This window comes from Sulfitobacter sp. S223, from assembly GCF_025143825.1.
Classification (GTDB): Bacteria; Pseudomonadota; Alphaproteobacteria; order Rhodobacterales; family Rhodobacteraceae; genus Sulfitobacter.
The window spans coordinates 2,257,871-2,278,467 of record NZ_CP083560.1 but is presented as its reverse complement, the minus strand read 5'-3'; the positions used below and the strand labels follow the sequence as shown (position 1 = coordinate 2,278,467).

Below are 20,597 nucleotides of genomic sequence, written 5' to 3'. Positions count from 1 at the left end.
ATGGCGCACTATGTCGTTGATTAATGTGTGTATTTTTTGGCCTAGGGCACCAGACCCATTTTGGCCATATATTCTGTGCAGGTATCCTGCCAGCATTGTTTGGCCTCAATCTCAAGCGCGCGAAGATTCTTCTGTGAATTGTTTTCGGCCTCGAACTGAATCGCCCTGAGTAAATCGGCTAGCCTGACCGCACCGAAGACTGCCGCGGAACCCGCCAGCCGGTGCGCCTCGCAGCCCAAAGACTTAAAGTCTGTGGATGATTCGATCATTCCAGGCAGGTCTTCAAAGAATGCGACCATTTCCGAGCGGATGGTCTCGATCGCTTCCGCAAGCTGCTTGGATGGAAGAGTTTTTTGAACGGTTTTGGCTTGCTCCCAATCGATCAACTCTTCAGTATCAACAGAAGGTTCGTTCTCAAGAACAGGTGCTTTGTCGATCCTCTCCACGACCGAAGCCAAAGCTTTCCGCATTCGCACAATTGAGATTGGTTTGGACAAGATTTCGTTCATGCCTGCATCGCGGAACCGCTGCACATCGTTTTTCAACACATGGGCCGTCGTTGCAATGATTGGCGCTCGCCAGGATCCCACGCGGCTTTCTCGAATTTTCCCCGTGGCTTCCACGCCGTCCATTTCGGGCATCGAAATGTCCATAAGAATTACGTCAAACTCTATTTGTTCCGCCAATAGAACGCCTTCGCATCCGTTATGTGCCTCTGTTACGGTATGGCCCTCACGCAGAAGCATTTCGCGCGCGACAAGCCGGTTCACTGCATTATCTTCGACCAGAAGTATTGATAGTTTGCGCGTCGGAGTAGTAGGCACGACTTCCTCTTTGATCAGAGATGCTCTGCTTTTTTGGGATTCGGCGGGGTGCCGCATCGGCATGCGCAGCCAGAATGCGCTTCCGCCGCCTAGTTCGCTTTCTGCTCCGATTTCGCCACCCAGCGCCGTTATCAAACGCCGAGAAATCCCAAGCCCCAGGCCCGTCCCGCCGTTGTTTCTTGAGTAAGAGCTGTCGATCGTGACGAAATCGCCAAAAATCCGTTCCATGTTTTCTTCGGAAATTCCAATGCCGCTGTCGATTACCCGCAGCTCCACATCGCCCAGATCACCATGGCATTCCGCCTCTATGGTTATATTGCCATTGCGGGTGAATTTGATCGCATTGTTCAGAAGGTTCGTCACGATCTGACAAATGCGGATCGGATCAGAATAGACATCGTGCAGGCACGCATCGAGCAAGGAAAGCTCGATTGTATTGCCGTGATCCTTCGCATGCGGCGTCTGGGCATCAATCGTTTCTTGCAGAGCGGCGCCAAGGTCAAAGCGCTCCATGCTCATGCTCATTTTATCGGCATCGAGCCGAGAGATGTCGAGAACGTCGTTGACATGCCCCAGAAGGAGGTTGCCGGAATTCCGAATAACGCGCAGATACCGCTGATGATTTCGATCCAGCTTGTCGGCATCGAACAGGTCCAAAGTACCCAGCATGCCGTTCAAGGGGGTTCGCATTTCGTGGCTCATGACTGCCAGCATGTTGGCCTTGGACTTTTCACCTGCAATCGCGTCATCGCGGGCAGACAGGAGCTCTTTTTCGGCGGTCACACGGTCAGAAATATCGCGGATGAAACCGACATAAATGACGCCTTCGGGACGGGTCGCAGCAGCGATGGAAAGGTCGATCGGAAACTGCTCTCCGTTCTTCCGTTTGGCCTCCAACTGCACGATGCCCCTGTTAACGACCCTGGCGGGGGCGCCACGTCGGAATCTTAGCATCCCATCGCTATGCGCTTTACGCAGATTATCCGGGATAATGAGGTCGGCCATGTCAGCACCGATCGCATCCGAATACGAATACCCGAAAATTCTTTCGGCTGCGCCGTTGTATTCCAGCACTGTGCCATCTTCATCAATCACGATGACCGCGTCGAGCGATGTGGAGATCACGGTTTCAAGCCGGTCCCGAGTCTCGCGGGATCGGCGCGCGTTTTCCTTGCTTCTATACACCGAACGATTGAGCGCGTAGACCAGCAAAATCAGGATCAAAATCAGTGCAGTCGTTAGCAGTGCGACGTAGATCAAGGTGCGTGCGACACTATCGCGTCTATTATCACTAACCTTGGAAAAATGAGTAATGCCCTGCAGCGCAGCGTCGCGTACAATGCCGCGTGCATCGGAGAGATCCGTTGATAGCTTGGGCAGAGCGGCCAGCAGATCAGCATCGTCACCGTCGATGATCGGCACGGTGTCATCGAGGAACTTGGTCAGGTAATTGATATCGGCTGAAATGGTCGGAACCGAACGCAGTTGCGCGAAAACCGGACTTGCACTGAGCGTATGAACTCGGCTGTAAAAGATATCGAATTTTTGACGGACTCCGTCAAGATCAGCATTGTCCGACCTTTCTGCATCCGCGATGGAGTTACCCAGCATCAGCAGTTCCACTTCGGTCTGCGACAGAGCCCATTGAACATTGTCAGATGACGCGGTGGCCAGTTCAGCTAGCTGCGACCTGATGTTGATCGAAAGAAGTGCGATTGCCGTTATGAAAAAGATCGTTACAAGGCCCATTAGGCTTCGGCTCATACACTTGTTCATTTTGAGTTTCACTGCGAGCCCTTCCGCTGAAAATCTGGCTTGGATGAATAGAGGATTAGGGCTGGATTTCAATTCGATCAAGTTGCCAAATGCTGCGCGAGTAATAGACTTCCGACTGGAAATCGTTATTTAGATCATAGGGATAAACGATCCATAGCGGACCTTTTTCACGTACGGACATTTTCTCGCCGTTGCGCTCGAAAGCGATAAGGGCGCCATTTTCCACGGCGTCTGTCATCGGGATCTCGACGGAGTAGTCGTTGATCGCTGTGGCGCGGATGGTTCCGTTTTCGACGCCCATAGCCTGCATCAGATTTGCCAGCGGGGTGCCTTTGAAGGTCTGAGGGCCGTCAGTCCAGATCGTCGTCGTTTCGAATTCAGTCGTGCCGATCGCTTCCAGCATCGCCATGTCAAATACTGCAGCATCACCATTATTGGTTAATGCTAGATCGCTCGATACAGTAAGGACTACCTCTCCTTCTGGTATAGGCAGATCGGTGGCATGAGCGGCGGCAGCGCACACGACAAAGGCGACGGTCGCAAGGGCTTTGACGCCAATGTTTAAAACAAACATGATGGTACTCCTTATTGACCGGGCGGTTTGCCGATCTGTCCAAGATGACACTACTTTCATGATAGGTCACACGGGCAAAGGGATGTTCATGCTATCCTTTAGGATATTTACTGTCGTCAGGTGGGCGTGGAGGAGATGCTTTTGCGTGGATGTTGTTAACCAGATATACTGGTATGTTGCTGAATGAGAGGCGCGATGCACTCTGGATGGCCAATACTCGCCCGAATGATCTGGCAGTGACCCTTTCGGAAGTAAGTTGGCGCTAAAATAATTGGAAAACTGGATTTCGGGGAAATAACTATGCGCATTTTGGTAGCGGACGACCACGTGTTGGTACGGGATACTATAGCAGCTTTTATGAAGGGTGAGGATGTCGACGAGGTCAAGACCGTCGCGACCCTGGACGAAGCGATCGACGAGGTTAAAGACACTGGCACCTTTGACCTAGTTCTACTGGACTATTCGATGCCCGGAATGAATGGCTTGGACGGACTGAGCAAGATGCTGGTCGCCAACGAAAAGCGTCCGGTCGCTATTTTGTCGGGTACCGCGCCCCGCGAAGTCGCCGAAGCCGCACTGCAGGCCGGCGCACAGGGTTTCCTCCCAAAGACACTTGCAGCCAAGTCCTTGCTGACCGCTGCGCGGTTCATGGCCGAAGGCGAAATTTACGCACCGTTCGGGTTTCTTCGGCAGACCGACGATGCTTCGGCCGGACCGTTGACCAAACGCGAACTGCAAGTGGTCCGAGGCATTTCCCAGGGGAATTCCAATAAGGAAATCGCCCGTGACATGGAACTGCAAGAAGTCACCATCAAGCTGCATGTCAAGACGCTTAGCCGTAAATTGAATGCCCGAAACCGGACCCACGCCGCTATGATCGCCCGGGACCGTTACCTGATCTGAGGCGCGGGCGCGTCGCGCCCTGGCGAACCAAACCTAACCCCAACCCGAGTCATTTTTCATTTAACCTGCCACATGATAACGATGCGGGGGATTGCCCGTCCGCGTCCGCATTCATGATCGCGTTGATCTATAAAGGCGGACTGCTGCCTCACATACACGGCAACACCTACGACGTCTTCATCCATATGTTCTTTGCAGACAGCTATCACCGCAGCTGGTTCGATGTGTGGCAGCCGCGATGGTACACTGGGACACTACTATATCGTGTCTGTCGTCAGGGTCTTTATTGGCTCCCCTGTAGATATGTACGGACTCTCGGGACACTTCCTGTAAATTACCCAATTTGGGGTGGAGGAAGTTTTCATGACGAACGAAGAACGAGACATCCAACGTAAACTGAGAGTGCTTCAGCATGCCGAGAGGATCGGCAATGCCCGCAAAGCGTGTCGGTATTTTGGGATTGGAAGATCCAGCTTTTATAGATGGCGGGATGCGTATCAAAAGCATGGTGAAGCTGGTCTGAAAAACGCCAAATCAATTCCGAAGAACCCAGCCAATCAAACGCCACCGGAGATCGTGGACAAGGTTCTGTATCTGCGCCGCAAATATCATCTGGGGCCAATCAGGATCGTCTGGTACTTAGCACGTTATCACAGCATCAAAATTTCAGACGCAGGGGTCTACCGCATCCTCAAGCGCAATGGGCTCAATCGGCTGCCCAGAGGCACACGAATGCGTAAACTACACACCAAGCGCTATCAGAAACAGGTGCCCGGCCATCATATCCAAGTGGATGTTAAGTTTCTGACCTTCAAAGGAAAAAGCGGCGAGAAAGTCCGCCGTTTTCAATTCACTGCCATTGATGACGCAACCCGAGTTCGTGCTCTCAAGATTTATGAGAAACACACGCAGGCAAGCGCGGTCGATTTCATTGATCACATTATCGAAAAGTTCCCGTTTCGCATCCGTGAAATTCGGACAGATAACGGCCACGAGTTCCAAGCCAAATTCCATTGGCATGTCGAAGACCTCGGCATCAGGCACGCCTACATCAAACGCGGCACGCCTCAGCTCAACGGCAAAGTCGAGCGCTCACACCGATCCGATCAGCAGGAATTTTACCAACTTCTCAGCTACAAAGGTGACGTCGATCTCGAGGCCAAACTCGACGAATGGGAACGGTTTTACAACTTCGCCAGACCGCACGGTGCCCACAACGGGCAAACCCCTTACGAAGCTCTCAGAGACAAGCTACAGTAATCCAGCAAGTGTCCCGAGAGTCCGTACATATCTACAGGCTAAGCCGTCCTCAGTGCCTTCGTCGATGTCTTTGAAATCAATCTCGTCCGCCACTAGAACGCTATTTGCATAGATATGCATCCGCTCGGACAGGTATTTGTGGAAGATGAAGCCAAGGATGTAATCGGGGAACTCATCCGCGTTCATCTTGCCGTGTGGGGTGTTGGCGATGTCCCAGAGCTTTTACTCAAGCTTCTTCTTCTGCTCTTCGGTCATTTTGTCGTCCTGAGTTGGTGCTTGCCCAACTTTGCCGAAACAAGCACCAAAACAAAAGCTTAATCCTTAGCGCCAGCCTTTATCAATTCCCCCTGTCGCTCGGTGGTGACGGGGCAATAGGCGCTAACTGTGGTGATCACACTAGAATGACCGATGTTCTGCGAGAAGGCCTTAAAGGCTTCGCGGGTGGGGTAGGCGGTGTCTGCCCATTTCACCAAAGTTTTGCGGAACGCGTGCGGTGTGAACGGAGGCAGGTCAGCACGTTTGAAGGCCTCCTTGATGACGGTACGAATGGCGTTTGCGTTCTGGTATGTCTCGCGGCGCAGGCCAACTACCTTAAACACGCCGTCCACGGGTTTGCTGTTCGGTGGCGGGAACAAGGGATCATCCGGCCCGAATAGCGCTGTGTCTTTAAGGTGGGTGATCCAAGCCTTGAAACAGGTCAGATATTCAGGATCGACGGGCATGAAGTAGGTTGTGATGGTCTTGGAGTTCTTGGTCTTCACGTCGCGTGCATCCTGATACACGCAGCCGTCGATCATATTGATGTGTTTGAGGCGTAGAGAGGCGACAGCGCCATCACGCGCGCCTGTGAGCATAAGGAAGGCGAAGAGTGCTTTGTTGCGGCGCTCGATTTCTGTTCCTTCGGGCATGTATGAGAAAGCATGTCGCGCCATTTGCATAGAAGGATAAGGCGTGTCGCGTACGGCGCTGGCAATACGCGAACCTTTGAAGTCTATGTTGAAGTAATCTGCATCAGAGTGGCGAATGCGGCTCTTATATCCGTTTTGCTGCGCCAGCCAAAAAATGAAACCCTTGTTCGCGGCTAAGATGCTGCGAATAGTGGACTTTGACAGCGGCTTTCCTGTGGCCTTGCTGAACTCCTCCACCAAAGCCTCTTGAAACTTGATTGCCCGCTCAATGCGAAAGCGCTTGAAATCGACATATTTGGTACTGGCTTCAAAACGTAGAATGCCCTCAGCTGCCTTCTGAATCGTAGTCGCATCCTTCCGCTGGGCCGTCTTGAGGTATTGGAGGTAACGGCGCTTGATCCGCTCGTTTTGTTCATTAATTTTGCGCATTGCTTGGCGCTCCTTCGTAAGTGTTAGTTTGAATGGGGAGTGGCGGTATCTAATAGGGTCAGATGTTGCCGTTCTTTTTGAAGTGGAAAGATCGGGCGAACTCACTCACCTTCGATAGGGAGATTATTCGGCTGGACGTTCCTCCACATCGGCCACAAGTGCCTGTAATGCGGAGGGTGCGTGGAGAGTTTGGTGTCGGAGTAACTGTTAGGTTATGAGGCTCACAGCCAGTCTTGCAGGACAGGCAATAAAGCTGATTATGTTTGAGGGGGCTTTTCTTGGCGCGATGTTTAGCCCGCAGGTAGGCGCGCAGCTCCGCACCCAAAATTAGAAACGGTTTCTGTGATGCCATCACGGGCAAACCGTCTTTAATCCAGTTGCGGATGGTCGCTACCGAAACGCCCAGCGCCTTGGCTGCGTCCTTTATTTCGTAGGTGAGGGCCGCTTTCACTGCCATAGGGTTCGCGCGCTTACTCATGAGAGTGAGCCTCGAACAATGACCGGATGTCCTCAGCTTTCCAAACCGTGGTGCGTGGGCCAAGTTTCTGAGGTTGCGGAAAACGCCCTTCCTTTACCCCCTGCCACCATGTGGATTTTGATACAGGAATAGGGCCAGCTGGGGCTAGTATTTGAGACAGACGGACGAAACCGTCTTTCGGAAATTGTGTGTTGTGCAACATGATGCATCCTCGCTTGTTAAGGTATGATCAAGTTTGCCTGCGTCGGTTGCCGCTATGGGAACTCAAAGGGTGAATTTTATCCCTTTGTTTTTAAATGATAAGTGCGGATTTAAGTCCTTTTAGTCAGTTTGAATGCTCATTATCAGTTTCGGCTAGTTCAACTCCCTTTGTTAAAAGTGTCCTTATGGGCCTTATCGCTGGGCTGTGCCCTTGGAGCTCGGTGTCATGCTGAATCTTCTTTGCAACCCGTCCGACATCGGCAAGACCATTTAGGCCATATTTCTCCACAGCCATTGAGTGGATGAGGATCGCATGGAGTTTATAGCTGCTCTTGTGGAGAGGCTTTGGTTTTTGTGACGTGCCATTGGTGCTTATGGCGCTGGCGGTATCCGGTTTATCCGGAAATTTTTCCCGTAGCATGGTACGAAGTCTGCCTGAGATTTTGAATTTCACCTTTTTTACCCATTCAAAGAAGGTAAGCAGATCGTGTTTATTCTCCTCATTGTCGGGATCAACGCCTAGGCCATTGGCAATAGCCTCATACTGATCCTCCAAAAACCCAAGCATTTTGTCTTGAGAGTCTAGATGACCATATCGTTGGAGCAGTGCATCAAAATTGACTTTTCGCGGATCAAGCCCAACGCTTAGAAGCGTCAGTTCGGGGAGGGTGCAACTAGAAAACGCCCTCCAATGGGCGACATCAATTTCCACTGCTTTGACATGCCAGCCAGATATGAACCATGCTGGCTCCCTTTCTTTAAGGAGCTTGATTTTATTGACGATCTCAAAGCTGGTGCCTTCTGGGTCACGAAGCAACCTTCGGCCATTGTAGTTGTTTTCTTTGAAACGCTTGGTCAGTTCTTCTGCTGGCCAAGGTTCCAGCATTTTCAAGAGTGATCGTTTGATAGTTTGGATGTCAGCGTAATATGCGTCAGCGAGCTTAGGAAAGTTAGGGCCAATAGACTTCTGTGAGGTTGGTTTGTTCCAGTTAGCCAAGTCGCCTAAAGCGTCATCCATGATTTCTTTCATCAAGAATTCTTTTTGGTCTACGGCGCTCATGTCTTCTTCCTCATTTCTTCAATGTACCCAGCCCACCAATCTGCCAGCCTCACCCGTTCTTCCCAATGTTCACCCCTCGCATATGCTCGCCGCACTTCGTTCTTCTCCACATGGGCTAGGGCGCGCTCAATGGCGTCAGCGTGCCAAAGGCCGCTTTCATTGGCCAAAGTTGAAAAACTCGCTCTAAACCCGTGCGCCGTCATCTCGTCACCGGAGTACCCCATGCGCCGAAGTGCTGCGTTGAGCGTGTTTTCAGACATAGGACGTTTCCATGTCCGCAAGGATGGGAAGAGGTATTCGCCGTTGCCGTTCATTCTGCGCAGCTTATCCAGCAAAGCAATCGCTTGGTCGGGAAGGGGAACAAGATGGTCACGGCGCATTTTCATCTTCTCGGCAGGAATGGCCCAAATTTTGTTAGCAAAGTCGAACTCGGCCCACTTTGCATTACGGATCTCTCCGGGGCGCTGGGCGAGGATTGCCAGCAGTTGAAGTCCGATCCGCGTTGTGGCTTGGCCGTCGAAATGTTCTATTTCGCGCATCAGTTGGCCCAGCGCCTTAGGGTCTGTGATAGCGGCGCGGTGGACTCGGGTTGGGCGGATTAGGGCGTCCCGTAGCGCATATGTAGGGTCAACTTCCGCAACGCCGCTCGCCACTGCATAGCGAAAGACAGAGCCAATGCGGGCGCGGAGCCGGTGGGCAGTCTCGTAGTTGCCTTTAGCTTCCACTTTGCGCAGGGTTTTAAGTATCGTTGGCGCTGTGATTTCGGAGATTGGTTTGTGTCCGAAATCTTGGTTGGCAAGCTTGAGGTGGTATTCCGTCTTATCCAAGGTGGCTTTAGACTTACCCTCTTGACGTTGCTTGGCTAAAAACGCTTGTCCTAGTTTCGCAAATGTCTCGCCTTTGGCGGCCTCCTTTATTCGTTTTTCTTCCTGCTTGGATTCGTTAGGATCAATTCCCTGCGCCAACAGTGCTTTTGCTGCGTCACGAGCTTTACGCGCTTGGGCCAAGCTGTGGGCGGGGTAGTCGCCAATGACGAGAAGTTTTTCTTTGCCGCTCACTCGGTACTTAAAGCGCCACGACTTAGATCCACTTGTTTTTATCAGAATGAACAGGCCTTCAAAATCGCTGACTTTGTACTGTTTTTCTGCGGCTTTGAGGTTTCGGACCTTGATGTCACTGAGGGGCATAGTGGGGGTACGCTCATTTTCCAGATTCTATCGTACCCTCAATTATACCCCCAATCAGGGGGTACGGTGCTGGATGTTAAAAAACAGCATCGGACGAACGATCTCGATAAAATCTATATAACAAAGGGCTTATCGGATGTCTTTGGATAAATCTGGATGGTGAAATGGTGCCCCCACACGGACTCGAACCGCGGACCTACTGATTACAAATCAGTTGCTCTACCAGCTGAGCTATAGGGGCACTGGGCGGTCGTTTAATGCCAATGTGCGGATCGTGCAAGAGGCTTTTATGATCCTTTTGCAGGTTTTACAGCTCTGGTAGATAACGCTATGAGGAAATGAAACAAACGGGCGGTAAAATATGAAACTGGTCTTACATACCGGCGTGCATTTCACGGAAGAAGACAGGCTGATGAAGTGCCTGTTGCGCAATGCGGATGATTTCGCATCGAAGGGTACGATGGTGCCCGGGCACACCAGATACCGTGGGATTCTGCGCGAAACGCTGAATGCGATGGTCAGTGCGCCCGCATCGGAAATGGCGCGTGATGTGCTGATGGATGCGATTCTGGACGATGGAGAAGCGGATCGGGTAATCCTGTCGGACGCCAATTTCTTCCGCACGCCAAAATCGGCATTTCAGCAGGGCATGTTCTATCCGGCAGCGCCCGTGCGCATGATGCGGATGACCGAAATCTTCGAAGGTGATGATGTCGAGATTTTCATGGGCATCCGTAACCCCGCAACTTTGCTGCCGATTCTCTACAATAAATCCGAAAACCAGGATGCTGATGCCTTCTGGGGCGGGCGCGATCCGCATGAAGTCGTTTGGTCCGAAACCATCGGCTTGCTCCGAGAAGCTGTTCCCAATGTGCCTATTACGGTCTGGTGCAATGAGGATTCGCCGATGATCTGGGCGCATATCATCCGCCAGATGGCTGGCCTGCCAGATGATCAGAAGATCATCGGCGGTTTTGATCTTCTGAGCTCGATCATGAGTACGGAAGGGATGAAGCGGTTCCGCGCGTATTTAAAAGACCACCCCATCATGACAGAGCATCAAAAGCGGCGCGCCATTGCTGCGTTTCTGGATAAATACGCGATCGAGGACGAAGTCGAAGAAGAGCTTGATATGCCGGGCTGGACCGAAGACTTGGTCGAGGACATGAGCGAGGCCTATGACGAAGACGTGTCTGTCATCGCGGGAATCCCGGGTGTGCGAGTGCTTTTGCCTTAGGGGCTGTTTCATCATTGGTCTGATAGCTTTAGGCATGATAGGTCACGACAAAACAGCTGAAAAAAGGCACGTAGGATGAGTGATTTTGAAAAGGCTGCCGAAGGTGCCAAAATGGATTTTTCCAAAGATATGTCCTACGGGGACTATCTTGGTCTTGATCCAATTCTGAACGCTCAGCATCCGCTGTCTGACGCCCATGACGAGATGCTGTTTATCGTGCAACACCAGACCTCCGAGCTTTGGATGAGGTTGGCGATACACGAGCTTGAGGCGGCGCGTGCGTCATTGGTGAACGGGGAATTGCCTGCGGCCTTCAAAATGCTGAGTCGTGTAGCGCGCATTTTCGAACAGCTTAACTCTGCGTGGGATGTGCTGCGCACAATGACGCCCAGCGAATACACGGCCTTCCGGCCCAGCCTTGGTAACTCGTCGGGGTTCCAGTCGCATCAGTACCGGTTGGTGGAGTTTATCCTTGGCAATCGCAACAGCGCCTTGATGAAGCTGCACAAGCACCGCGAAGAGGCGTATGCGCGGCTCAAGGCTGAACTTGCCCGGCCCAGCCTGTATCAGGTGGCAATATCGTTGCTGTGCGCGCGTTTTGACCACGCGTCGCTGGCTGGCGAACCGGGGCAGGCGGATTGGTCTGCGGACATTGCGGTGCAGGACCTGTGGCAGCGCGTCTATGAAGACCCGCGCGCCCATTGGGATCTGTACGAGCTAGCGGAAAAGCTGGTCGATCTTGAGGACTATTTCCGTCGGTGGCGCTTTAATCACGTGACGACCGTAGAGCGGATCATCGGGTTCAAGCGGGGCACAGGCGGGACGGCGGGCGTGGCTTATTTGCGCAAAATGCTCGAAGTAGAACTGTTTCCTGAATTATGGAATGTAAGAGGAGCGCTTTAAGTGTCCAATATCCTGAAAAAAGAAGCGTTTATCTTGCCGGAAGGCGTGATCTATCTTGATGGCAATTCCCTTGGCCCCATGCCCAAGGCGGTCGCTGCCCGCGTGCAAACCATGCTCACCGATGAGTGGGGAGAGATGCTTATTCGCGGCTGGAACGGGGCAGGGTGGATGGACCAGCCTGCGCGTGTCGGGGATCAGGTCGCACGGATCATAGGGGCGCCCGAAGGCTCGGTCGTGATGGGCGATACGCTGTCGCTAAAGGTATTTCAGGCGCTGGCCGCCGCGATCAAATTGATGCCAGAGCGGCGTGTGATCCTCAGCGATACAGGAAACTTCCCCTCTGACCTTTATATGGCCGAAGGCCTTGTCGGGCTGCTAGAGCAAGGGTACGAGCTGCGTACCGTGGCACCCGAAGATGTGGCGGCTAGGGTGGATGAAACTGTCGCCGTGGTGATGCTCACGCAGGTCGATTATCGCACCGGTCGCATGCACGACATGAAAACTATGACAGAAGTGGCGCACGCCAAGGGCGCGGTGATGTTGTGGGATCTTGCCCATTCGGCGGGCGCGCATGAGGTCGATCTGATCGGTTCCAACTGTGAATTCGCCATCGGCTGTACCTATAAATATCTTAACGGCGGTCCGGGTGCGCCTGCGTTTATCTATGTTCGTCCCGATTTGGCGGAAACGATTGAACCAGCGCTCAGCGGCTGGTTGGGGCACCGTCAGCCATTTGCCTTTGATTTGAATTACAAGGCCGGATCAGGGATTGACCGCATGCGCGTGGGAACGCCGCCAGTTATCCAGCTCACAGCGCTTGAAGTCGCTATGGAGCTTTGGGCCGATGTGGATATGGCAGAGCTACGCGCAGCCTCTGTAGCCCTACAAGAGCAGTTCATCGCCGAGGTTGAGCGCGATGTGCCTGCTTTGACTTTGGCCAGCCCTCGGGACAGTGCTGTGCGTGGCTCTCAGGTATCTTTCCGTTTCCACGAAGGCTATGCTGCTATGCAGGCAGTGATTGATCGCGGGGTTATTGGGGACTTTCGTGCACCTGATATTATGCGGTTTGGATTTACACCAATGTATCTGGATGCCGCGGATATAACTGCTGCGGTGAAGATCATCGCAGATGTGATGAATAATGATCTATGGGATCAGGATAAATATAAGGTCCGATCAAAAGTTACCTGATAAATCAGTTGTATGTGGTCTGAAGCTCAAGTTTTACATGAGCTTCGGAAGGCGCGCTGATCAGCGCTCGGCACGGCGCAGGAGCGGGGACAGTGCTGCACTGATGGCAAAAAGCGCCGCAGCCATCGTGACGATGCTTGGCCCTGCCGGCGTGTCAAATGTGAAGGCGCCGAAAAGTCCGCCCAATGCAGCAAGGCTTCCCGCCGCAAGGGCATATGCGGCCATCGCCTCCGGGGTACGTGCGAACGGGCGCGCTGTCGCGGCGGGGATCACCAGCATTGCAGCGATAAGCAGGGCGCCGACCACCTTGATCGCCACAGCCACTGTCAAAGCGAGCGCAAGCGTGAGGATCAGCTGTTCGCGCCGCGCCGAGATGCCGCTGGCCGTGGCCAGATCTGCTGACAGGGTAGATGTCAGCAGTGCCTGCCAGCGCCAGACAAGCAGCGCAAGCACCAGACCCGCTCCTGTCCAGATCACCACCACATCACGGGTGGTGACAGCCAGAATTTCGCCAAACAGATAGCTTTCGAGATCGACCTGAACACCGTCGATAAACGACACCGCTACCAGACCTAGGGCAAGCGCTGCATGGGCCAGAACACCCAGCAGCGCGTCAGAGCTGACCTGCCGGTCTGTGAGTGTGCTGATGATCAACGCCATCGCCAACGCTACGGCCAGAACCCCTGCGAATACTGGTAAATCCGTGGCTAACGCCAAGGCTACGCCAAGGATGGCAGCATGGCTGGTCGCATCCCCGAAGTAGGCCATGCGGCGCCAGACGACAAAGCAACCCAGAGGCGCCGCTGCCAATGCAACGCCAAGACCGGCAAGGGCCGCGCGAAGAATGAAGTCGTCTATCATGCTGCGGGCTCCTTATGGTCGTGAGCATCGTGGTCATGGTCGTGGGAATGGCTGTGGTCGTGATGGTGACGATAGAGCGCAAGCGCGCCTTCCGTACCGGTGCCGAACAACGCGCGGTATTCAGGCGCATCCGCAACCACCTGTGGCGTTCCTTCGCAGCAGACATGCCCGTTCAGGCACAGAACGCGGTCTGAGGCGGCCATGACTACGTGCAAATCATGGCTGACCATCAGCACGGCACATCCACGGGTCCGGCGCACCGCGTCAATCTGTTGGTAGAATTTCGCCGACCCCGGTTGGTCCAACCCCTGGGTGGCTTCGTCAAGAATCAGGATATCAGGTTGTTGCAGCAAGGCGCGGGCAAGTAGTACCCGTTGAAACTGCCCGCCCGACAAGGCACCAAGCTGCCTTTGGCCCAAATCCCCCACGCCAGCATCAACCAGCGCGGCATGAGCGACGTCGGCGCTGACCCTTACAGGCAGGTTCAGAAACCGCGATACCGTCAGCGGCAGGGTTGCATCAATCGCCAAAGACTGGGGCACGTATCCGATGCGTAGGCCGGGCGCGCGCCGCACCGACCCCTCCAGTGGCCGCACCGCGCCAATGAGCGCCCGTAGTAGGGAGGACTTGCCAGACCCGTTCGGCCCGACAATGGTGACGATCTCGCCGCGATCAATTTTGATGTTCACATCACGCAAGACGGTGCGTCCGCCATAGGCGAGGCGCAGGTTCCGTGTTTCGATCAGCGGGCTCATGCGGCAACTCCAGCGCAATCAGGGCAAATCCCTGTGGCTTCGACCACTGTGCGTTCAATCACAAATCCTGCCGCGCGCGCTGCATCGCCCAACCGGCCTTCGGCGGGGGAGGTGTCGGCCTCTGCCACCGTCTCGCAGTTGCGGCAGATCAGAAAGGCAGGTGTGTGGCTATGTCCCGGATGTACGCAGGCGGTATAGGCATTCAGGGCTTCGATCTTATGGGCGAACCCAGCCTTTACCAGAAAATCCAGCGCCCGATAGGCGACGGGTGGCTGGGTGCCCATACCATCTGCCGACAGCCGCGCCAGCACGTCATAGGCCCCCAGCGCGCGGTGCTCGGCCAACAGTATTTCCAGCGTGCGGCGGCGGACAGGGGTCAGGCGCAGACCCGCATCTGCGCAATGATCTTGCGCTTGGGCAAGCATGGTCTGTTTGCAGGCGCTGTGATCGCGGCATTGAAAGCCGATGGCATCCGACATGGGGCAGGTCTCCGCTGTTGGTCAATTTCGCAATTGATATGTTATAACATTATGAGTAGCAAGACCCCGCAACACATCAAAAGGATTCTCCGAATGCGCTCTCTGCTTGCTTCTCTTTGTTTGCTCTCTTCGCCGCTGGCCGCTCAGGAGGCCCCGCGCGTGGTGACCGATATTGCGCCGATCCGGTCCTTGGTCGCGCAGGTGATGGAAGGGGTGGGTAGCCCGTCCTTGATCATTCCTACCAGCGCTTCGCCGCACAGCTATGCCATGCGCCCGTCAGAGGCGCGCGCCCTGCGCAACGCGGATGTCGTGGTCTGGGTTGGCCCTACGCTGACCCACTGGCTGGAGGAGCCGCTGGACACGCTGTCTGGCGATGCCGCGCGTCTGACACTGATGGCACTGCCTGGAACCAAAGAGTTGGCCATACGCCCTGCTGGCATGCTGGGAGGGGAAGATGCACACGACCAAGAGCACGACCATGAGGCTGAACATGAGGATGGTCATGAACATGCGGATGAAGGGCATGATCACGAAGAAGCACACGGGCATGAGCACCACGGTGATATTGATCCCCACGGCTGGCTGTCACCGGATAACGCTGTGCAGTGGGCCGGTGTGGTTGCCAAGACCTTGGCGCAGATAGATCCCGACAACGCCCAGACCTATATGAACAACTGGACCATGCTGAGCGAGGAGATCGGTGAGGCTGTGCAAGACATCAACGTGCTGTTGGCGCCGTTGCATGACACGCCGTTTATCGTGCTGCATGATGGCACCCAGTATTTCGAGGCTGCCTTCGGCATGCAGGCCGAAGCCTTTGTGATCCCCGGTGATGGCCGCAGCCCGGGCCCGGCGAGCCTCAAGGCATTGCGGGATGAGCTGGCCGAGCATCCAGTTGCTTGCGCCTTTACCTCGCCTCAGGAAAACACATCTTTGTTGCGCACAGTCACAGACGGTCAGGACACACGCTTGGCCGAGCTTGATCCGATGGGTAACGGGGAAGAGCATTACGCCGACGTGCTGCGCCGCTTTGCCGATGATCTGGCCACGTGCCTGTCGGCCAAGTAGCGCGGATCAGATAAAACTGCGGTATGCGATGACTGCGTCGCCAAGGGTCTGGCCGCTGTTTGCTTTCATCCACGCCATGAAGGGGCGGTTGAATTTAAACTCTGGCCCGATCTGGGATTTGAAAAACCGTCTCACATTCTGGGTATTGCGGTAGCTGTCCGTGATAACCGTTTCCGGCGCCAAGGGGGCGCAATGCCAGTCGATGCGCGCAGGTGTCCGGTGACAAGGGGCGGGAGGCTCTTTGTTCATGGCGTTATTCTATCACAGATTGAGTTCAAAAAGAATATGACCCCGCCTAATACGGCGGGGCCAAAGCTGTGCTAAAATATCTCTTGAAAATAGGGGGTTATACTGCGATTTTGCCGCCGCCCTGCTTTGTGACAACAACCACGGCAGGTCGTGGTGGCATCGCAGGGTCGAAATCAGGCCAGCGTGTTGCCGGATCCTCAAAGGTTGAGTCGCGCTCGAAGCCAACCAGATCCTTGGTGCCATCGGTGCCGGGGTGCTGCACCGCAACAAACAGCGTTTCCTGATCATCGGTGAAGTAGGGGCCGCACATCTCACCGCCCACGGGGCAGCGGAAGAACAGCTTGGACGTGCCGCGCGCTTCGCCTTCTGTCTCCACCGCATAAAGCCCGTCGGATTTGCCGGTCTTGCCCCAGTTGCCGCCCTGATCGGTGGACACCCAAAGCCGCCCGTCCGCATCGATCGCTGCATTGTCAGGGGACCCGAACCATCCGTTCTGCGATGTCTCGGGGTTCCACAGTGCGCCGACTTCGGCAACCGAAGGGTCGCCGCATTTCACAAGGATCGACCAAGTACCTTTCGGCGCGCCGTGGTCGCCACCGTCTTCCTTGATCTCGATGATATGACCAAAGGAGCTTTCGGGGCGCGGGTTGGCCGCATCCACCGCGTCCGGCTTGCGCTTGGAGTTGTTGGTCAGCATCAGATAGACAGAGCCGTCACCGCGGGGCTGTGCGTCTTCGGGGCGATCCATAGGGGTGGCACCCAGCAGGTCGGCAGCAAGGCGCGTGTCGATCATGACATCGCCCTGGTCATTGAACCCGTTTTCGGCGGTCAGAGGGCCTGTGCCGTGGACCAGTGGCAGCCAGACAATCGTGCCGTCCTCGTCAAAGCGTGCGACAAACAGGGTGCCATCACTCAGCAGTTTTGAATTGGCTGCCATATCCTCAGAGACTGTGCCGTTGGAGACATATTTGTACTGATAATCAAAACGGTTGTCGTCGCCCGAATAGACCACAAGGCGGCCATCGGCGGCTTGGGTCGTCTCACACCCCTCATGGCGGAAGCGGCCAAGAGCGGTATGCTTAACGGGCATGGCATCAGGATTGCGCGGGTCAACTTCGACGATCCAGCCATAGCGGTTTGGTTCGTTCGGTTCTTTGTCGATGTCAAAGCGATCATGGGTGGTGCCCCAAGCATACCACATGCCCGGCACGCCATAGCGGTTGTGGCGCTTGGCCTCATCGGCGGGCAGGGTGCTCAGGTCAGGTTTGCCGTCACCATCCAGCTTGGACGTCCAGAAATAGCCGTGGAAGTTCTCTTCGGCCATGAGGTACGTGCCCCATGGGGTCATACCGCCTGCGCAGTTGTTCAGCGTGCCGATGACCGTCATGCCTTCGGGATCGGCATTCGTCTTCATGCGGGCGTGACCGGCAGCGGGACCAGAGATGGTCATTTGGGTATTCAGCGGTGTGATGCGGCGGTTGTATTTGCCGTTACGCTCAACGCGCCATTCGCCTGTTGTCTCTTTTTCGATCTCGACCACAGTACCGCCGTGGGCGGCCATTTCAATGTCGATCAGCTCTGGTGTCATGCCCCTAAAGCCGTCGCGGTCCTGACGGCCCAGACCGGGGAACATGACTTCTTCGTTGGTGTATTCGTGGTTCACACACAGCAGCCCGCGTGTGCCAGCCTCGTTCAGAGCGGTGAAGCCGACGTAATCGTTGTTATATCCGAACTGCTGAAGCTGGGCAGCCGCCGTCTGGTTCATGACGTCGAATTCTGGCGCTTCAGCGGTGATCGGATCGCCCCAGCGCAGCAGGATCTCGGCGTCATAGCCTTCGGCGACGTGGTGCATCGTGTCATTGCCCCACTCCAGCTCGGTGAAGTTATACCGCGAGGTGCCAGCGGCCGCAGCCTGTTTTGGCGCGATCATCGCAGAAGTGCCGAACAACGCGGTCGTTGTTGTCACCGCCAGCGCACCCTTGAACATATCACGGCGTGAATAGCGCGCTGCCACGACCTCGCCGATGGTGCTGCTCAGGTTCGGGTTTGTCGGAATGTCATCAAATGCCTCGTAGGCTTCCGCCTTGTTGCCGATGGACGGGTCGTTGATGATATCTCTGCGTGTCATGGCTTGCTCCGATCGCTAATAGGTTGGATGCCTTTTGCGCTGATTCCGTCACAGGCGTGTGACACCACGGTTACGCTATCATGACGGAAGCGTCATAAACGACAACGAGAACAGTTCTCAGGTCCGCGCGAATTGATCCAGCAGATCGGGAATATGCCGACGGAACTTGAAAAAGCCAGCCCTGGCCAGGGGCCATGCGGTGCTATCAATTCTGCGCCGGACCTCAAATATCGGGACGGGCAGGCGGGCATTGGCTAAAGCACCTCGCAGACTGCCAACAGGCGCATAGGGCGTCACAATATGGTCCAGCTGATGCTCAGTGGCCCAATCAGCCAAGGCGCCTGCGCTGCCCAGAATTTGGGCGTCTGGTGCGACATCGTGCATCAAGGCTGTCCTGAACTGTTGAACTATGGGGGACATATGCCAAGGGCTTTGTCCTGCAGTGCCGTCCAGATAGGCGGTGCTGACGGGGATGATGCCCTGTTCTGCCAATGGCGCAATCAAATCGTCAGAATGGAGCAATAGCCCGATGCGGTCATCTGGTTTGGCATCATAAGGGGCGAGGGCGCGAAGGGTTTGCCGCTCAGGGGTGGGATGCGCGGGCAACGGCACCACATTTTCAGCCAGCCCCCCAACACCGACAAAGCGCCCGTTTGTAAATTTCTCTATATTGTCCGGATCGGCACGATAGGCTTTGCCCTGTGTCTGGATGCCTGCGACCCAGCGCCAACTCAGCGTATTGACCGCCACATCGCCGTCCAGAAGATTCCGGAGAAAGAAATCAGCCCCAAGCTGCCAAGGCAAACCTAGCGTGAAAATCCAGATCGACGCAAACCACATACGTGCATGATTGTGCAGGTATCCGGTTGCCGCCAGTTCCTGTGCCCAATGATCAAACGGGTCAATCCCGGTTTGCCCCAGACATGCGGCCTCCCAGCGTTGGCGTAGCCCGCTTTGTGTCTGAACCTCATTGTGCAGGCGTGTCAGATCATCGCGGGTAGAGGTCCAGACGGCGGGGCGCTGTTCCATCCAGCCTTTCCAATAGGTCCGCCACCAGACCTCCATCAAAAATTTTTCCGCCTCTTGGGCGTCCGTATTTGCCAATATCGCGCGGGACACATCGGCTTCGTCCAGCACTTTCATGCGCAAGTAGGGCGAAAGGCAGGAAACATGGCTATGCGCACCCGCGCCCAAGTCATAGTTGCGCTTGCGGGCGTATTGTAGGCCAGCGTTTGGCGCAAAGTCTGCCAGCCGGGAATGGGCAGCGGCGGCGCTGGGCGGGAAGGGAAAAGGCGTCTTGTTCATGGTCGGATATCTAGCGCAGAGGCAGGGTTGATCAATACGAGGGTTGATCGGGCGTCAGCCCCCCTTGAAGCTCCCCCCCACGGCGACTAATCTTGTGTAAACGCTTGGGCGGGTATGGTCCCGTTCAACTCCAATCGAAGGCAGAGCATATGCAGCATCCCGCAGAGACCTACATGAACCTCGTACCTATGGTGGTAGAACAGACCAGCCGTGGCGAGCGCGCCTATGATATCTTCTCGCGCCTGTTGAAAGAGCGGATTGTGTTTATCAACGGTCCGATCCACAGCGGAATGAGCCACCTTATCGTCGCACAGCTGCTGCACCTTGAGGCAGAGAACCCCACAAAAGAAATCAGCATGTACATCAATTCGCCTGGGGGCGAGGTGTCAGCGGGTCTGTCGATCTATGATACCATGCAGTACATCCGGCCCAAAGTATCGACACTGATCTGCGGTATGGCGGCGTCCATGGGCTCCGTAATCGCGATTGGTGGCGAAAAAGGTCTGCGTTTCGCACTGCCAAACTCCGAAGTGATGATCCACCAGCCGTCCGGTGGCTCCCAAGGGGTTGCAGAAGATATCCTGATCTCTGCGCGTCACATCGAACAGACCCGTGAACGCATGTACCAGCTGTATATCAAGCACTCTGGCCAAGATTACGAAACCGTGCGCACCGCGCTGGACCGTGACAAATGGATGACCCCAGAAGAAGCAAAGGAGTGGGGCCACATCGACGAGATCGTCGAAAATCGCGGCAAATCCGAAGAGCCCGATGCCAAAAAGCCCAAGAAGGGTAAGTAAGACACATCGCCGCGCACTCCG

At 55.0% G+C, this 20,597-nt stretch carries 21 protein-coding genes and 1 tRNA gene; 7 read left to right on the top strand and 15 right to left on the bottom strand.

Translation table 11 applies throughout. The features are described 5' to 3' along the window. Nucleotides 1-41 precede the first annotated feature (41 nt). Nucleotides 42-2,588: an ATP-binding protein gene (locus K3757_RS10990; protein ID WP_259995546.1), complete on the bottom strand. Its 2,547-nt coding sequence runs from the start codon at nucleotides 2,586-2,588 to the stop codon at nucleotides 42-44. A 67-nt stretch (nucleotides 2,589-2,655) separates the two neighbouring features. Next, nucleotides 2,656-3,174, bottom strand: coding sequence for a molybdopterin-dependent oxidoreductase (locus K3757_RS10985; protein ID WP_259995545.1), 519 nt, complete (start codon nucleotides 3,172-3,174; stop codon nucleotides 2,656-2,658). A gap of 300 nt (nucleotides 3,175-3,474) precedes the next feature. Between K3757_RS10985 and K3757_RS10980 the strand changes: the two genes are divergently transcribed. Beyond that, the gene (locus K3757_RS10980) at nucleotides 3,475-4,077 is read left to right on the top strand and encodes a response regulator transcription factor (RefSeq protein WP_259995544.1); all 603 of its coding nucleotides are present in this window, start codon (nucleotides 3,475-3,477) and stop codon (nucleotides 4,075-4,077) included. Between the two features lie 363 nt (nucleotides 4,078-4,440). After that, nucleotides 4,441-5,337, top strand: a complete 897-nt coding sequence (locus K3757_RS10975) for an IS481 family transposase (protein ID WP_259995543.1) — start codon at nucleotides 4,441-4,443, stop codon at nucleotides 5,335-5,337. Here K3757_RS10975 and K3757_RS10970 read toward each other — a convergent pair. The 7 genes from K3757_RS10970 to K3757_RS10940 all read right to left on the bottom strand — a co-directional run bounded on the left by K3757_RS10970 (nucleotide 5,329) and on the right by K3757_RS10940 (nucleotide 9,841). Continuing rightward, complete coding sequence (locus tag K3757_RS10970) at nucleotides 5,329-5,547, bottom strand: type I restriction-modification system subunit M N-terminal domain-containing protein (protein ID WP_260001237.1); 219 nt, start codon at nucleotides 5,545-5,547, stop codon at nucleotides 5,329-5,331. The genes K3757_RS10975 and K3757_RS10970 overlap by 9 nt on opposite strands. A gap of 104 nt (nucleotides 5,548-5,651) precedes the next feature. Beyond that, nucleotides 5,652-6,779 carry a tyrosine recombinase XerC gene (gene xerC, locus K3757_RS10965; RefSeq protein ID WP_259995542.1) on the bottom strand — a complete coding sequence of 376 codons (1,128 nt, stop codon included), beginning with the start codon at nucleotides 6,777-6,779 and terminating at the stop codon, nucleotides 5,652-5,654. Further along, nucleotides 6,733-7,152, bottom strand: a complete 420-nt coding sequence (locus K3757_RS10960) for a helix-turn-helix domain-containing protein (RefSeq protein ID WP_259995541.1) — start codon at nucleotides 7,150-7,152, stop codon at nucleotides 6,733-6,735. The genes xerC and K3757_RS10960 overlap by 47 nt, the downstream gene beginning before the upstream one ends. Next, entirely contained in the window at nucleotides 7,145-7,354 is a 210-nt protein-coding gene (locus K3757_RS10955) for an AlpA family transcriptional regulator (protein ID WP_259995540.1), read from the bottom strand. The genes K3757_RS10960 and K3757_RS10955 overlap by 8 nt, the downstream gene beginning before the upstream one ends. A gap of 123 nt (nucleotides 7,355-7,477) precedes the next feature. Beyond that, nucleotides 7,478-8,413, bottom strand: coding sequence for a hypothetical protein (locus K3757_RS10950; protein WP_259995539.1), 936 nt, complete (start codon nucleotides 8,411-8,413; stop codon nucleotides 7,478-7,480). After that, a complete protein-coding gene (locus K3757_RS10945) occupies nucleotides 8,410-9,600 on the bottom strand; it encodes a phage integrase central domain-containing protein (protein WP_259995537.1) in 1,191 nt (396 codons plus the stop codon). Before K3757_RS10945 ends, K3757_RS10950 begins: the two co-directional genes overlap by 4 nt. Before the next feature lie 165 nt (nucleotides 9,601-9,765). Continuing rightward, a tRNA-Thr gene (locus K3757_RS10940) sits at nucleotides 9,766-9,841 on the bottom strand. A 120-nt stretch (nucleotides 9,842-9,961) separates the two neighbouring features. Here K3757_RS10940 and K3757_RS10935 point away from each other — a divergent pair. The 3 genes from K3757_RS10935 (at nucleotide 9,962) to kynU (ending at nucleotide 12,931) form a co-directional block, all read left to right on the top strand. Further along, nucleotides 9,962-10,837 carry a hypothetical protein gene (locus K3757_RS10935; RefSeq protein ID WP_259995535.1) on the top strand — a complete coding sequence of 292 codons (876 nt, stop codon included), beginning with the start codon at nucleotides 9,962-9,964 and terminating at the stop codon, nucleotides 10,835-10,837. A gap of 75 nt (nucleotides 10,838-10,912) precedes the next feature. After that, complete coding sequence (locus K3757_RS10930; RefSeq protein WP_259995533.1) at nucleotides 10,913-11,740, top strand: tryptophan 2,3-dioxygenase; 828 nt, start codon at nucleotides 10,913-10,915, stop codon at nucleotides 11,738-11,740. Then, nucleotides 11,741-12,931 (top strand): kynureninase, encoded by a 1,191-nt coding sequence (gene kynU / locus K3757_RS10925; RefSeq protein WP_259995532.1) that lies wholly within the window; start codon nucleotides 11,741-11,743, stop codon nucleotides 12,929-12,931. It begins immediately after the preceding gene. A 60-nt stretch (nucleotides 12,932-12,991) separates the two neighbouring features. Here kynU and K3757_RS10920 read toward each other — a convergent pair whose 3' ends face one another. The 3 genes from K3757_RS10920 to K3757_RS10910 are packed head-to-tail and all read right to left on the bottom strand — an operon-like array spanning nucleotide 12,992 to nucleotide 15,026. After that, nucleotides 12,992-13,792: a metal ABC transporter permease gene (locus K3757_RS10920; RefSeq protein WP_259995529.1), complete on the bottom strand. Its 801-nt coding sequence runs from the start codon at nucleotides 13,790-13,792 to the stop codon at nucleotides 12,992-12,994. Beyond that, nucleotides 13,789-14,547, bottom strand: coding sequence for a metal ABC transporter ATP-binding protein (locus K3757_RS10915; protein WP_259995527.1), 759 nt, complete (start codon nucleotides 14,545-14,547; stop codon nucleotides 13,789-13,791). The genes K3757_RS10920 and K3757_RS10915 overlap by 4 nt, the downstream gene beginning before the upstream one ends. Beyond that, a complete protein-coding gene (locus K3757_RS10910; RefSeq protein WP_259995525.1) occupies nucleotides 14,544-15,026 on the bottom strand; it encodes a Fur family transcriptional regulator in 483 nt (160 codons plus the stop codon). The genes K3757_RS10915 and K3757_RS10910 overlap by 4 nt, the downstream gene beginning before the upstream one ends. Before the next feature lie 93 nt (nucleotides 15,027-15,119). Between K3757_RS10910 and K3757_RS10905 the strand changes: the two genes are divergently transcribed. Continuing rightward, complete coding sequence (locus K3757_RS10905; RefSeq protein WP_259995522.1) at nucleotides 15,120-16,094, top strand: zinc ABC transporter substrate-binding protein; 975 nt, start codon at nucleotides 15,120-15,122, stop codon at nucleotides 16,092-16,094. Between the two features lie 6 nt (nucleotides 16,095-16,100). Here the strand turns inward: K3757_RS10905 and K3757_RS10900 are convergent, their stop codons facing one another. The 3 genes from K3757_RS10900 to K3757_RS10890 form a co-directional block, all read right to left on the bottom strand. After that, a complete protein-coding gene (locus tag K3757_RS10900) occupies nucleotides 16,101-16,343 on the bottom strand; it encodes a DUF6434 domain-containing protein (protein WP_259995520.1) in 243 nt (80 codons plus the stop codon). Between the two features lie 97 nt (nucleotides 16,344-16,440). Beyond that, nucleotides 16,441-18,471: a PhoX family phosphatase gene (locus tag K3757_RS10895; RefSeq protein ID WP_259995516.1), complete on the bottom strand. Its 2,031-nt coding sequence runs from the start codon at nucleotides 18,469-18,471 to the stop codon at nucleotides 16,441-16,443. A 117-nt stretch (nucleotides 18,472-18,588) separates the two neighbouring features. Beyond that, entirely contained in the window at nucleotides 18,589-19,776 is a 1,188-nt protein-coding gene (locus K3757_RS10890; protein ID WP_259995515.1) for an FAD-binding domain-containing protein, read from the bottom strand. A gap of 149 nt (nucleotides 19,777-19,925) precedes the next feature. Between K3757_RS10890 and K3757_RS10885 the strand changes: the two genes are divergently transcribed. After that, nucleotides 19,926-20,576: an ATP-dependent Clp protease proteolytic subunit gene (locus tag K3757_RS10885; RefSeq protein WP_259995514.1), complete on the top strand. Its 651-nt coding sequence runs from the start codon at nucleotides 19,926-19,928 to the stop codon at nucleotides 20,574-20,576. Nucleotides 20,577-20,597: the final 21 nt, after the last annotated feature.

What these genes read in the sequence shown, in the direction of transcription:
- K3757_RS10895 (WP_259995516.1), bottom strand. Translation starts at nt 18,471, where the DNA reads ATGACACGCAGAGATATCATCAACGACCCGTCCATCGGCAACAAGGCG.
- K3757_RS10950 (WP_259995539.1), bottom strand. Translation starts at nt 8,413, where the DNA reads ATGAGCGCCGTAGACCAAAAAGAATTCTTGATGAAAGAAATCATGGAT.
- K3757_RS10930 (WP_259995533.1), top strand. Translation starts at nt 10,913, where the DNA reads ATGAGTGATTTTGAAAAGGCTGCCGAAGGTGCCAAAATGGATTTTTCC.
- K3757_RS10915 (WP_259995527.1), bottom strand. Translation starts at nt 14,547, where the DNA reads ATGAGCCCGCTGATCGAAACACGGAACCTGCGCCTCGCCTATGGCGGA.
- K3757_RS10980 (WP_259995544.1), top strand. Translation starts at nt 3,475, where the DNA reads ATGCGCATTTTGGTAGCGGACGACCACGTGTTGGTACGGGATACTATA.
- K3757_RS10885 (WP_259995514.1), top strand. Translation starts at nt 19,926, where the DNA reads ATGCAGCATCCCGCAGAGACCTACATGAACCTCGTACCTATGGTGGTA.
- K3757_RS10890 (WP_259995515.1), bottom strand. Translation starts at nt 19,776, where the DNA reads ATGAACAAGACGCCTTTTCCCTTCCCGCCCAGCGCCGCCGCTGCCCAT.
- K3757_RS10990 (WP_259995546.1), bottom strand. Translation starts at nt 2,588, where the DNA reads ATGAGCCGAAGCCTAATGGGCCTTGTAACGATCTTTTTCATAACGGCA.
- K3757_RS10960 (WP_259995541.1), bottom strand. Translation starts at nt 7,152, where the DNA reads ATGAGTAAGCGCGCGAACCCTATGGCAGTGAAAGCGGCCCTCACCTAC.
- K3757_RS10985 (WP_259995545.1), bottom strand. Translation starts at nt 3,174, where the DNA reads ATGTTTGTTTTAAACATTGGCGTCAAAGCCCTTGCGACCGTCGCCTTT.
- K3757_RS10910 (WP_259995525.1), bottom strand. Translation starts at nt 15,026, where the DNA reads ATGTCGGATGCCATCGGCTTTCAATGCCGCGATCACAGCGCCTGCAAA.
- K3757_RS10900 (WP_259995520.1), bottom strand. Translation starts at nt 16,343, where the DNA reads ATGAACAAAGAGCCTCCCGCCCCTTGTCACCGGACACCTGCGCGCATC.
- K3757_RS10920 (WP_259995529.1), bottom strand. Translation starts at nt 13,792, where the DNA reads ATGATAGACGACTTCATTCTTCGCGCGGCCCTTGCCGGTCTTGGCGTT.
- K3757_RS10955 (WP_259995540.1), bottom strand. Translation starts at nt 7,354, where the DNA reads ATGTTGCACAACACACAATTTCCGAAAGACGGTTTCGTCCGTCTGTCT.
- K3757_RS10945 (WP_259995537.1), bottom strand. Translation starts at nt 9,600, where the DNA reads ATGCCCCTCAGTGACATCAAGGTCCGAAACCTCAAAGCCGCAGAAAAA.
- K3757_RS10905 (WP_259995522.1), top strand. Translation starts at nt 15,120, where the DNA reads ATGCGCTCTCTGCTTGCTTCTCTTTGTTTGCTCTCTTCGCCGCTGGCC.
- K3757_RS10975 (WP_259995543.1), top strand. Translation starts at nt 4,441, where the DNA reads ATGACGAACGAAGAACGAGACATCCAACGTAAACTGAGAGTGCTTCAG.
- K3757_RS10935 (WP_259995535.1), top strand. Translation starts at nt 9,962, where the DNA reads ATGAAACTGGTCTTACATACCGGCGTGCATTTCACGGAAGAAGACAGG.